The 12484-nt window shown below is 70.2% G+C and carries 12 protein-coding genes; 10 read left to right on the forward strand and 2 right to left on the reverse strand.

The annotated features are described in order from the left end of the window. Positions 1 to 3: 3 nt before the first annotated feature. From QPK32_RS20915 to crtB, 8 genes are all read left to right on the forward strand, one after another. Complete coding sequence (locus QPK32_RS20915) at positions 4 to 1407, forward strand: chemotaxis protein CheW (RefSeq protein WP_290414727.1); 1404 nt, start codon at positions 4 to 6, stop codon at positions 1405 to 1407. Positions 1408 to 1539: 132 nt separating this feature from the next. Then, positions 1540 to 2955, forward strand: coding sequence for an OmpP1/FadL family transporter (locus QPK32_RS20920; protein ID WP_290414728.1), 1416 nt, complete (start codon positions 1540 to 1542; stop codon positions 2953 to 2955). A 141-nt stretch (positions 2956 to 3096) separates the two neighbouring features. Continuing rightward, positions 3097 to 4074, forward strand: a complete 978-nt coding sequence (locus QPK32_RS20925; protein WP_290414729.1) for an IS1595 family transposase — start codon at positions 3097 to 3099, stop codon at positions 4072 to 4074. A gap of 347 nt (positions 4075 to 4421) precedes the next feature. Beyond that, on the forward strand, positions 4422 to 5393 hold the full coding sequence (locus tag QPK32_RS20930; RefSeq protein WP_290414730.1) for a polyprenyl synthetase family protein: 972 nt from the start codon (positions 4422 to 4424) through the stop codon (positions 5391 to 5393). A 23-nt stretch (positions 5394 to 5416) separates the two neighbouring features. Continuing rightward, positions 5417 to 6733, forward strand: coding sequence for a glycosyltransferase (locus tag QPK32_RS20935; RefSeq protein WP_290414731.1), 1317 nt, complete (start codon positions 5417 to 5419; stop codon positions 6731 to 6733). After that, the gene (gene crtY / locus QPK32_RS20940) at positions 6730 to 7917 is read left to right on the forward strand and encodes a lycopene beta-cyclase CrtY (protein ID WP_290414732.1); all 1188 of its coding nucleotides are present in this window, start codon (positions 6730 to 6732) and stop codon (positions 7915 to 7917) included. The genes QPK32_RS20935 and crtY overlap by 4 nt, the downstream gene beginning before the upstream one ends. A 20-nt stretch (positions 7918 to 7937) precedes the next feature. Beyond that, positions 7938 to 9428, forward strand: a complete 1491-nt coding sequence (locus tag QPK32_RS20945; protein WP_290414733.1) for a phytoene desaturase — start codon at positions 7938 to 7940, stop codon at positions 9426 to 9428. Next, entirely contained in the window at positions 9425 to 10396 is a 972-nt protein-coding gene (gene crtB / locus QPK32_RS20950) for a 15-cis-phytoene synthase CrtB (RefSeq protein ID WP_290414734.1), read from the forward strand. The genes QPK32_RS20945 and crtB overlap by 4 nt, the downstream gene beginning before the upstream one ends. Here crtB and QPK32_RS20955 read toward each other — a convergent pair. Further along, on the reverse strand, positions 10293 to 10862 hold the full coding sequence (locus tag QPK32_RS20955; RefSeq protein ID WP_290414735.1) for a sterol desaturase family protein: 570 nt from the start codon (positions 10860 to 10862) through the stop codon (positions 10293 to 10295). The two genes, crtB and QPK32_RS20955, sit on opposite strands and share 104 nt — an antisense overlap. Positions 10863 to 10921: 59 nt before the next feature. Between QPK32_RS20955 and QPK32_RS20960 the strand changes: the two genes are divergently transcribed. After that, positions 10922 to 11353, forward strand: a complete 432-nt coding sequence (locus QPK32_RS20960; RefSeq protein ID WP_290414736.1) for a DUF2141 domain-containing protein — start codon at positions 10922 to 10924, stop codon at positions 11351 to 11353. On the opposite strand, the gene QPK32_RS20965 is transcribed toward QPK32_RS20960, so the two are convergent. Beyond that, positions 11340 to 11540: a hypothetical protein gene (locus QPK32_RS20965; RefSeq protein WP_290414737.1), complete on the reverse strand. Its 201-nt coding sequence runs from the start codon at positions 11538 to 11540 to the stop codon at positions 11340 to 11342. The two genes, QPK32_RS20960 and QPK32_RS20965, sit on opposite strands and share 14 nt — an antisense overlap. A gap of 159 nt (positions 11541 to 11699) precedes the next feature. Between QPK32_RS20965 and QPK32_RS20970 the strand changes: the two genes are divergently transcribed. Further along, a complete protein-coding gene (locus QPK32_RS20970; RefSeq protein ID WP_290414738.1) occupies positions 11700 to 12380 on the forward strand; it encodes a DUF4336 domain-containing protein in 681 nt (226 codons plus the stop codon). The last annotated feature ends 104 nt before the right edge of the window (positions 12381 to 12484 follow it).

The following is a 12484-nucleotide window of genomic DNA, read 5'->3' on the forward strand; positions in this document are numbered from 1 at the left end:
GCCATGCACGCGCATCATGTGGACGGCGCTGACGGCCCGCTCGGCCTGCGCCTCGCCGAAGCGACCGTCGGCGCAGTCCGGCTCGGCATTCCCGCCGACGCCGTGCTCCAGGCGATTCCCGCGCCCCGCCAGACCACGCTGCTGCCGCGCCGCCACGGCGCCCTGAGCGGCATCGTCGACCACGATGGCGTGCTGGTGCCCGTGGTCGACCTGGGCCGCTGGGTCGACGTCGGCAGCGCGCCGGCCGCCACGGGCAAGCCGCACATCCTCGTGCTGCGTGCCAGCGGCGGCCTGCTGGGCCTGCGCGTCGATACGGTCGGCGCCGTGCTCGACGCGGCGCCCGGCGCGGCCACGCGCCTGTACCACGACGACGATCCGGAAGAAGTGTTCCACAGCGCCGTGCGCTCGCCCGCCGACGGCGGCATCCTGAGCCTGCTCGACGTCGACCGGCTGGCCGTGCTGGCCGCGGCCTGGAGCGACGCCGCCGGCCTCGCGGCAGGCGCGCCGGACCCGGCGTCCGCGGCGCCGGCCGGCGCCGGCCTGCCGCAATTGCTTCCTTACGCCTTGCTGCGCGCGGGCGGCGCGCGGCTGGGCGTGCCTGCCGCCGACCTCGTCGAAGTCATCCCGATGCCGCCCTTGGAGCAGATCGGCGGCATCGGCGGCATCGGCGGCGCCTACTGCATGTGGCGCGGCCGCCACGTGGCGGTGCTGGCCGGCGCCGACGTGCTGCCCACCTCCGCGGCATCGGACGCGTCCGCCCCCCTGCTGGCCGTGATCGAGCACGGCGGCCTCGCGCTGGGCGTCCCGGTCCATGCCGTCCTGCAGCTCGCCGGCTTCGATCCGTCCCTGGCCGTGTCCGTGGCAGGCTGCGTCGCCGAGGCGTTCGATGCCGACGGCCCCGTGCACCTGCTCGACACGGCGCGCCTGTTCGCCCGCTCTCCCGAAGCGGCGCTCAGCCGCCCCGCCGACGCCGCGCCCGCGGCACGCCAGGGCGGCGGTGGCGGCCAGGAGGCGCACAACGCGGTCGCCTACATCGTGTTCGAGGCCGACGGCATGCAGGCGGTCCCGATCGACGCCGTCGAACAGGTGACGGCGCTCGCCGCGCCGGCCCCCGCCACGCTGGAATGGCAGGACCGGGCGATTCCCGTGGCCGACCTGCGCGGCGCGGACGGTTACGACACGGATGCCGGCGCACACCTGATGGTGGTGCGCGCCGGCGAGCGGCACCTGGCCTGCGTGGTGACGCGCGTGCACGTGCTGATCCCGCCGGGCGACGGCCGCCTGTACCGCATGGGCGGCCAGGGCGGCCTGCCGCTCGAATTCATCACCACGGGCAGCGGCGCGGAACAGGCCAGCTACCGGACCGTCGACCTGGCGGCGCAGGCCGTGGCGCGGCTGGCGGCGTGAGCGCTACAAATTCGATACAAAACTCCGTCGAAGTCGTAATAGAACGGTCGTTCAAAAAATGCTATGCTTGCGCCCGCCAGCCTCAGCCACCGAAGCCGGGGGGCAACATCCTCATATAACAGGAGTGAGACAATGAATCCCAAGCAACTTTCCCTCATCATCGCCCTGGCCCTGGGCGCCGCCTCGATGAACGCGGGCGCGTCCGGCTACCGCTTCGGCTCGCAGAGCGTCTCCGCGCAAGGCACGGCCGAATCGAACGGCGCCGAAGCGGCCGACGCTTCGACCATCTTCGCCAACCCGGCCGGCCTGTCGCGCCTCGAAGGCCGCCAGTTCATGGGCGGCGTGACGGCGCTGGTGCCGCACTCGACCTTCCAGGACAGCGGCTCGACCCGCTTCACCCGCACCCCGGTCGGCGGCAAGACCTCGCAGGACGACTATGCGCCGGAAGTCGTGGCCGCGCCGTCGCTGTACTACAGCCAGAAGATCGACGACCGCTGGACCGCAGGCGTGGGCGTGTTCGTCCCCTACGGCACCAAGCTGGACTACGACTGGAACTGGTCGGGCCGCTACGCGCTGACCAACATCAAGCTGGAAGCCGTGACGATCAACCCGTCCGTGTCGTTCAAGGTCAACGAGCAGCACGCATTCGGCTTCGGCATCGACGCCGAATACATGAAGGCGCGCCTGGGCCAGGGCGTGGACGTGCCGGGCAGCGTCATCGCCGCGCAGGCGAGCGGCAGCGGCGCCGTGCTGGCGCGCCAGATCGCGGCGCTGGGCGGCAACCCGGCCCTGCTGGCCACGGCAGGCGACGCCCACGGCAGCGTCGAGGGCAAGGACTGGGGCTACGGCTTCAACCTGGGCTACATGTACTCGCCGACCGAAAGCACCCGCTTCGGCATCGCCTACCGCTCGTCGATCAAGCACGAGCTGAAGGGCGGCGCGATCTGGGACTTCTCGGGCGTGACCAGCAGCCCGGTCGTCAACGGCGTGCTGCAGAGCGCTTCGCACCGCGCCAACTCGGCCGCGCGCGTCGACCTGCGCACCCCGGAAACCCTGTCGATCAACGCCTTCCACCAGTTCGACGAGAAATGGGCCGGCATGGCCGACGTGACCTGGTCGCGCACCTCGCGCATGGAAAACATCGACATCCAGTTCGTCGGCACCACCGAAGGCGACGAGACCATCCGCCAGCAGTGGAAGAACACCGTGCGCGTTTCGCTCGGCGGCAACTACAAGCTGAACGAGGCCGTCACCCTGCGCGCCGGCATCGCCCACGACGACGCCCCGATCCGCAGCGACGCGCTGCGCCACGCCGCCCTGCCGGATGCGGACCGCATGCAGCTGTCCTTCGGCGCCAACTGGAAGCTGACCCCGAACTCCTCGCTCGACATGGCCTACAGCTATCTCGACTTCAAGGATGCCAACGGCAACTACAGCAACAACTGCAACCCGCTGGCGACGACCTGCACGGGCAACGGCGAAACGACGCGCGGCACCTGGAAGACCCATATGCAGTTGCTCGGCCTGGCGTACAACGTTAAGTTCTGATCGAACGCAAACGCTGCATGAAGCCGGCACGGGTTCTCCCCGTGCCGGCTTTTTTCATGGCGCTGTTCGCGTTAGTTATGTGAACCGGACGCCGCCGCTGCGGTCTTACCCACTGTCGAGGTAACTCATGGGGAGACCGCAATGCGCAGCCTGGTATTCGCTGACCTGTTCGCCGCCTTGACGAACTTGCCGCTGCGCACCGACGATCTTGCCCGGCTGCGCACCTGGATTGCCTCCATCGCCCATCCGGGAGAATGCATGTCCCTCATCGAACAAGCTGCCGGCATCCCCCCATGCCCGCACTGCGCTTGTACCCGTGTGCATCGTTGCGGCCGCGCCAGCGGACTGCAGCGTTTTCGGTGCTGCCGTTGCCGCCGCAGCTACAATGCCTTGACGGGAACGCCGCTCGCGCGCTTGCGCAAGAAGGAAAAATGGCTGCCGTATCTGCAGTGCCTGCTCGAGTCGCGCACCGTGCGCGATACTGCCACCGTCACCGCTGTGCACCGCACGACCAGCTTTCGCTGGCGCCACCGTTTCGTCCCAGGCGCCATGCACGAGCGCCCACGGCAGTTGTCGGCCATCGTCGAGGCGGACGAAACCTATCTGCTCGAATCGCAGAAGGGCTCGCGTCAGCTCGACCGGCCGCCGAGGAAACGGGGCGGCGTTGCCAGGCGCCGCGGGATCAACCGCGACCACGACTGCCTGCTGGTGGCGCGCGACCGCAGCGGCCGCACGCTGGATTTCCATACGGGCCGCGGCCCCGTCACGGCAAGCCAGCTGACGCGGTGCCTGCGACCGGTGCTGGCCAGCGATGCGTTACTGGTCAGCGATGCGGCGCTCGCCTACAGAACCTTCGCGGCAACAGCCGGGGTCAGCCATGAGGCAGTGAACGCGAAGGCAGGCGTACGCGCGCGCGGCGCGCTCCATCTCCAGAATGTGAACGGCTGGCACAGCCGCTTCAAGACGTGGCTGCTGCGTTTTCGCGGCGTGGCCAGCCGCTACCTCGTCCATTACTCCGGCTGGCAGCGCGTCCTGGACGACCGGCACCTGACCACACCCGCCTTGCTGTTGCGCGCAGCACTACGCTGCCGCCGGACGCCCGGTGCTTTATCTAATTAACGCGAACAGCGCCTTTTTCATGGCCCGGCCCGAACCTTGACCCGCTGTTGACCCGCTGATTCCTCACGGCATCCCTTTCCGGCGCGGCCGCCGCCCCCCTCGTTTCGCTCGCCATGCCGGCCGGGTGAATTCATCAAATCTGTATAGACAATCCGTCGCAAGCCAGTGTCCATGCGGCTTTGCGAGGCATCGGCAGGGTCCGCCCCACCCCGGCCTTTCCATCGAAAAATAGCCTGACGAGCGGGTCCGCACGTTTGAATGTGATTAATCATTCCTCAACTTTGTTTCCGGTATCATGGGCTTCGAATTCATCAATTTTTCGTTGCCGGCATCGGCGGAGGAAACGCATGATCAAGCAGACATGGCGGTTCGACGGTCTCGACGGAGTGGAAGACCTGGACGCGCTGCGCCGGGACATCGAGGACCGCATGGCGGCTTTGCTCGCCGACAGCGACAAGGCCGACCTGCTGACGCATGCGATGCGCGCCGGCACCCTCGGCGCGGGCAAGCGCATGCGTCCCCTGCTCCTGATGCTCGTCGCGCGCGACCTCGGCTGCGATTCGCCCGCCCTCGTCGACGTCGGCTGCGCCGTCGAGATGGTGCACGCGGCCTCGCTGATCCTGGACGACATGCCGTGCATGGACGATGCGCGCCTGCGCCGCGGCAAGCCGGCGATCCACGTGGCCTACGGCGAGGACATCGCCATCCTGGCATCGGTGGCCCTGCTCAGCCGCGCCTTCTGCATCCTGAGCGCGGCCGAGGACATCCCGCCCGCCGTGCGCACCCGCCTCGTGTGCGCGCTGGGCGAGACGGTCGGCACGCAAGGCCTCGTGCGCGGCCAGTTCCTCGACCTGCACGGCGGCGCGCGCTCGGCCGCCGAGATCGCCGAGACCAACGAACTCAAGACCGGCGTGCTGCTGGGCGCCGCCGTCGACATGGCGGCCATCGTGGCCGAGGCCGACGAGCGCACGGCCCGCTCGCTGCGCGCGTTCGCGCTCGCGGCCGGCCAGGCCTTCCAGATCCGCGACGACTTCCAGGACGGTCCCGGCAACGACAGCGCCGTCACCGGCAAGGACACGGGCAAGGATGCCGGCAAGGCCACCTTCGTGAATACCCTCGGCGTCGAGGAAGCGCGCCGGCGCCTGCTGGCCCACCTGGTCGAGGCCGAGCGCCACCTGGACGCCGCCGTCGGCGCGCGCCAGGGTACCCGCCAGTTCGTGCGGAGCCTGTTCGGCCAGGCACTGCCGGCGGCACGCGCCGGCGATGCGGCGCGGCCATCCCGCGCCCAGGCGGACGGCATCGCCGCCGCGCGCGCCTGACCCGCCCTGTCCAGGCACCGGCCATGGCCCACTTCGGCGTCGTCGCCCCCGCCTTCTACAGCCACTACAAGGCCCTGCAGGCGCTCGCCGGGGCGCTGGTCGCGCACGGCCACCGCGTCACCTTCCTGCACCGCCCCGACGCCGCCGCCTACCTCGACGATGCGCGCATCGGCTTTCACGCCGTCGGCAGCGGCACGCATCCGCCCGGCTCGCTGGACGCCGTCGCGCGCCGCGCCGCCAATCCCGGCGGTCCCCTGCGCCTGCGCCGCGTAATCGCCGACATGGCCGGCAGCACCGACATGCTGTGCCGCGAGCTGCCCGCTGCCATCGAATCGCTCGGCATCGACGCCATCATCGCCGACCAGATGGAAGCGGCCGGCGGCCTCGTGGCCGACGGCATGAAGCTGCCCTTCGTCTCCATCGCCAACGCCCTGCCCGTCAACCGCGAGCCGGGCATTCCCCTGCCCGTGATGCCATTCGCCTACGAGGACAGCGAAAAGGGGCGGCGCATGGTCGAGGGCAGCACCAGGGTCTACGACTGGATGATGGGCGCGCACGGCCGCGTGATCGCCGAGCACGCGCGGCGCTTCGGCCTGGGCGAGCGCAGCGCCCTGCACCACTGCCTGTCGCCGCTGGCGCAGATCAGCCAGACCGTGCGCGAATTCGATTTCCCGCGCCGCGAGGCGCCCGCGCACTTCCACCACGTGGGCCCGCTGCGTCCGCTCGCGCAAGGTCCCGCCGCCGATCCGTACGCCCATGCGATGCCCGACGTGGCCGACGGCAAGCCCTTCGTGTTCGCATCGCTGGGCACCATGCAGGGCGGCCGCTTCGGCCTGTTCGAGCGCATCGCAAGGGCCTGCCGCCGCGAGGGCGTGCAGCTGCTCATCGCCCATTGCGGCGGCCTGGACGCGCGCCAGGAACGCGCGCTGCGCCAGGCCGGCGCCACCTGGGTGTGCGCGTTCGCGCCCCAGCGGGCGGTGCTCGAACGGGCCGACGCCGTCATCTCGCATGCGGGCGTGAACACGGTGCTCGACGCCATCGCCGCGCGCACGCCGATCCTGGCGCTGCCGATCGCCTTCGACCATCCGGGCATGGCGGCGCGCATGCTGCATGCGGGCGTGGGCCTGCATGCGTCGTACCGCTTCGCCACGAGCGGCGCCATCGCGCGCAAGCTGCGGCGCCTGCTCGACGATCCGGGCTTCGCGCCCAAGCTGGAGGCACTGTCCGGCGCCGTCGCGCGCGCCGGCGGCACGGCACGCGCCGTCGACATCATCGAAGCGGCGCTGGCGCCGCGTCCGCCGCAGCCGCTGCGGGAGCGGCAGCGAGAGACGGCGGCATGACCATGAGCCCCCTCGCCTGCAACCACGACCTGGTGCTGGTCGGCGGCGGCCTCGCCAACGGCCTGATCGCCTGGCGCCTGCGCCGGCAGCGCCCCGGCCTGCGCATCCTGCTGCTGGAACAGGGCGAGCGCATCGGCGGCAACCACACCTGGTCCTTCCACGACAGCGACCTGAGCGCCGCCCAGCGCGACTGGATGGCGCCGCTCGTGTCCTGCCGCTGGCCGCGCTACGACGTCGTCTTCCCGGAACTCGCGCGCACGCTCGACGGCGGCTACGCGAGCATCGCGTCCGACGATTTCGCGCGCGTGGTCGCGCCGGCGCTGGGCGACGCGCTGCGCACGAATGCGCGCGTGCGCGACGTCGGCCCCACGTCCGTCACGCTGGAAGACGGCGAGACCATCGCGGCGCGCGCCGTGATCGACGGCCGCGGCATGCGCGCCAGCAGCCGGCTGGCACTGGGCTGGCAGACCTTTCTCGGACGCGAAGTGGAACTGGAAGCGCCGCACGGCCTGACGGCGCCCGTCATCATGGATGCGGCCGTCGAGCAGCAAGGCGGCTACCGCTTCGTCTACCTGCTGCCGTTCGACACGCACCGCATCCTGATCGAGGACACGCACTACGTCGACGGCGCCGGCTTCGACGCGGCGCGCATGCAAGCGAACATCGACGCGTACGCGCAGGCGCGCGGCTGGCGCATCGCGCGCGTGCTGCGCGAGGAACGGGGCTCCTTGCCCATCGTGCTGGCCGGCGACATCGAACGCTACTGGGACGACATCGCGGGCCAGCCCTGCGCGGGCCTGCGCGCCGGCCTGTTCCACGCGACGACGGGCTATTCGCTGCCCCATGCGGTGCGCCTGGCCGACCGCCTGTGCGGCCTGCGCGGCTTCGACGCGCCCGCCGTGTTCGACGCCATCCGCGAAGAGGCGCAGGATGCGTGGCGGCTCCAGCGCTTCTTCCGCCTGCTGAACCGCATGCTGTTCCTGGCCGGCAGCCCGCAGCAGCGCTGGCGCGTCATGCAGCGCTTCTACCGCCTGCCGGCGCCCTTGATCGAGAATTTCTATGCCGGACGCCTGAGCCTTGCGAACAAGGCGCGCATCCTGTCCGGCAAACCTCCCGTGCCCGTCGGCCAGGCCCTGGCCGCCGCATGCAAGATATACCCTCACCAAATCAGGAAATCGGAATGAATGCAAGAATGAGCGGAGCAATGAGCGGATCAAAAACGGCCGTGGTCGTGGGCGCCGGCTTCGGCGGCCTGGCGCTGGCGATCCGCCTGCAGGCCAGCGGCATGCAGACCACCCTCCTGGAAAAGCGCGACAAGCCGGGCGGCCGCGCCTACGTCTACGAGGACCAGGGCTTCGTGTTCGACGCCGGCCCCACCGTCATCACCGATCCGTCCGCGATCGAGGAACTGTTCGCGCTGGCGGGCAAGCGCATGGCCGACTACGTCGAGATGCTGCCCGTGACGCCGTTCTACCGCCTGTGCTGGGAAGACGGCAGCCACTTCGACTACGCCAACGACCAGGATGCGCTGGACCGCCAGATCCATGCGAGGAATCCCGCCGACGTGGCCGGCTACCAGCGCTTCCTGGCCTACTCCAAGGCCGTGTTCGAGGAAGGCTACATCAAGCTGGGCGCCGTGCCCTTCCTGTCCTTCCGCGACATGATCTCGGCCGGCCCGCAGCTGGCGCGCCTGCAGGCCTGGCGCAGCGTCTACAGCCTGGTGTCGCGCTTCATCGAGGACGAGCACCTGCGCCAGGCCTTCTCCTTCCATTCGCTGCTGGTGGGCGGCAACCCGTTCGCCACCTCCTCGATCTACACGCTGATCCACGCGCTGGAGCGCAAGTGGGGCGTGTGGTTCCCGCGCGGCGGCACGGGCGCCCTCGTGCGCGCCATGGTCAAGCTGTTCGAGGACATCGGCGGCCGCATCGAACTGAACGCGCCGGTCGCGAAGATCGAGACGGAAGGCGCGCGCGCGACGGGCGTGCGCACGCAGGACGGCAGCCTGTTCCCGGCCGACGCCGTTGCCTCCAACGCCGACGTCGTGCACACGTATTCCGCCCTGCTGGGCCAGCACCCGCGCGGCGCGGCCGAGGGCAAGGCGCTGGCCGGCAAGCGTTTCTCGAATTCCCTGTTCGTGCTGTACTTCGGCCTGGACCACCATCACGAGCAGCTGCAGCACCACACCGTGTGCTTCGGCCCGCGCTACCGCGAACTGATCGCCGACATCTTCCAGGGCGACCAGCTGGCCGAGGACTTCTCGCTGTACCTGCACGCGCCCTGCGTCACCGACCCGTCGCTGGCGCCGCCGGGCTGCGGCAGCCACTACGTGCTGGCGCCCGTGCCGCACCTGGGCAACGCGCCGATCGACTGGGAAGTCGAGGGGCCGCTGTACCGCGACCGCATCTTCGACTACCTCGAACGGCGCTACATGCCGGGGCTGCGCAGCCAGCTCGTCACGAGCCGCATCTTCACGCCGCACGATTTCCGCGACACCCTGAATGCCCACCTGGGCTCGGCGTTCTCGCTGGAGCCGATCCTCACGCAGAGCGCCTGGTTCCGCCCGCACAACCGCGACGCGGAAATCGCGAATCTGTACCTGGTGGGCGCCGGCACGCATCCGGGTGCGGGCGTGCCGGGCGTGATCGGCTCGGCCAAGGCGACGGCGGGCCTGATGCTGGAAGGAGTGGCGGCATGAGCGACGCCGCGCTGATGCAGCATGCCACCGAGACGATCGAGGTCGGCTCGAAGAGCTTCGCCGCCGCCGCGCGCCTGTTCGACCCGGCCACGCGGCGCAGCGTGCTGATGCTGTATGCCTGGTGCCGCCATTGCGACGACGTCGTCGACGGCCAGGAACTGGGCTTCAATGCGGCGCCCTCCTTGACCCACGATCCGGCGCGCGAGCTCGCGCGGCTCGAGGACATGACGCGGCGCGCCTATGCGGGCGAACGCATGAGCGACCCCGCCTTCGCCGCCTTCCAGGAAGTGGCGCTGCAGCACGCCATCGCCCAGCGCTTCGCCTTCGACCACCTGGCCGGCTTCGGCATGGACGTCGGCCAGGCCCGCTACGAGACCATCGAGGACACGCTGCGCTACTGCTACCACGTGGCCGGCGTCGTGGGGCTGATGATGGCGTCGATCATGGGCGCGCGCGACGCCGCCGTGCTGGACCGCGCCTGCGACCTGGGTATCGCGTTCCAGTTGACGAATATCGCGCGCGACATCGTCGAGGATGCGGCCGTGGGCCGCTGCTACGTGCCGGCGCAGTGGCTGCGCGAAGCGGGGATCCCGCCGCAGGAACTCGCCGAGCCCCGGCACCGCGCCGCGCTGGCGCGCGTGGCCGCGCGCCTCGTCGACCATGCCGAACCGTATTACGCGTCGGCCACGCACGGCATCGCCGCGCTGCCGCTGCGCTCGGCCTGGGCGATCGCCAGCGCGCGCAACGTCTACCGCCAGATCGGGATCGAAGTGAAGCGGCGCGGAGAACGCGCCTGGGACGAACGGGCCGGCACCTCGCGCGCGACCAAGTTGCGCTTGCTGGGCAAGGGCGGCATCGACGCGCTCATTTCGCGCGTTCGGCGTGCGCCGCCGCGCGCTCCCGGCCTGTGGCGCCGTCCGGACGGCGCTGCGGCGCCCCGCCATGCAGCGCATGCAACTGCCGCTTGAGCTTGTCGACGGGCGGCGCGTACAGGAAGCCGAACGACACCGTGCCCTCCTTGCCCTGCACCGCGTGGTGCATGCGGTGGGCCTGGTACAGGCGCTTCAGGTAGCCGCGCCTGGGCACGTAGCGAAACGGCCAGCGCTGGTGCACGAGGCCGTCGTGGGCGACGAAGTACAGGAGGCCGTAGGCCGTCATGCCGGCGCCGATCCATTCGAGCGGATGGCGCCCTTCGGTGCCGAGCCAGATCAGCAGGATGGCGACGCCCGCGAACACGAAGGCGTACAGGTCGTTCTTCTCGAACCAGCCGGTGCGCGGTTCGTGGTGCGACTTGTGCCAGCCCCACCCGAAACCGTGCATGACGTACTTGTGCGCGACGATGGAAAACACTTCCATCAGCACGACCGTGACCACGACGACGAAGGCATTGAACAGCATGGCGTGTTGAACGAGCGACCAGAAAAAGAATGCCACCAGACTACCACAAGCGCCCCGCCGCACGGCTGGGCGCACACTCTCAGAAAGGAATCCGCATGCGCGCCTTATTGCCGACCTCATTGCCGACCTCATCCCTGATCTTTTCCCTGCTGGCGCTGGCCGGCGCCGCCCATGCCGCCACCGTCGAAATCCACGTCACGGGCGTCGCGGCCGGCAAGGGCAAGGTCAACGTCGCCGTCTGCGACAAGGAACGCTTCCTGAAGCAATGCGCGTACAGCGGCTCGATGCCGGCGCGCGACGGCGACAATGTGATCCGCGTGGCCGGCGTGCCGGCCGGCACCTGGGCCGTGCTGGCCTACCAGGACGAGAACGAGAACGGGGAGCTGGACCGCAACTTCGTCGGCATCCCCAAGGAAAACTACGGCTTCAGCCGCGAGGCGCGCGGCAAGTTCGGCCCGCCGGATTTCGGCGACGCGGCCATCGAGGTCGGCAGCGAGACGACGGTCGCCGCCGTCAGGCTGCGCTGACCGACCGCGCGATGCCCGGCGGCTGCGGATGGCGGCGCTCGTCGGGCCGAGTCAGCACCCGCATGGCGGTCTCGAAAGGGATGCCCAGCAAGGCCAGGTCGCGGGCGGCGGAGCGGCCCGTGGCCGCGGCTTCGTGGATGGCGGCGTCGATGAGCAGCGCCGTCTTGTAGTCGGATCGTCGTTCCATCCGGCGATCCTAGCATGCCGGATGGATTCGCAGGGCTAATGGACGGGCAGCCGGCGCGGGAACGGGCTCGATGGACCGTTCGATACGCAACGTCGTACCGCAAGGTGCCGCGGCGTCCAACGCGGCGCGCGACCCTGCCTTTCTTGCATAGAATGCATCATGCTTATCCAGATCGCCCCCAATCTCTGGCACATGACGTGCGCGCTCACGACGGCCGGCGTTCCCCTCACCTCGCGCATGACGGTGGTGCGCTTCGCCAGCGGCAAGCTGTGGATCCATTCGCCGGTGCGCTTCGACGATACCGTGCGCGAGCAACTGGGGCGGCTGGGCGACGTCGCCTGGATCGTAGCGCCCAACAAGGCCCACCACATGTTCGCCGGCCACTGCCTGCAGGCCTTCCCCCATGCCGCGCTGTACGGCGCGCCGGGCCTGGCCGCCAAGCGCCCCGACCTGGCCGGCATGCGCACGCTGGGCGACACCGTCGAACCCGAGTGGGCGGACGAGCTGGACCAGGTCTGGTTCCACGGCCAGCCCTTCGTCAACGAGGTCGTGTGGTTCCACAAGGCGTCCGGCACGCTGATCGCGACCGACCTGCTGCAGTGCTGGGGCGGCAAGCTGGACTGGCGTACGGCGCTGTACGCGCGCGTGACGGGCGTGCGCCACCGCTTCGACGTGCCGCGCACGGTGCGCCTGGCGACGCGCGACCGCGGCCAGGCCGCCGCCAGCGCCCGCGCCGTGCTGCGCTGGCCGTTCACCCGCGTGATCACGGCGCACAACGCCATCCTCGACCAGGGCGCCCACGCGGCCGTGGCGCGGGCGCTGGCGCGCTTCGGTCGCTAGCGCACCACCGACAATGATGCGTCGCCCCTGCGAAGGCAGGGCCCCAAGTTTGCGTGCCAGGCTGCTCGTGCAGACATTCGGCCGCTGCCTTCGCAGGACGACGT

This window comes from Massilia sp. YIM B02763 (assembly GCF_030412015.1).
GTDB lineage: Bacteria > Pseudomonadota > Gammaproteobacteria > Burkholderiales > Burkholderiaceae_D > Telluria.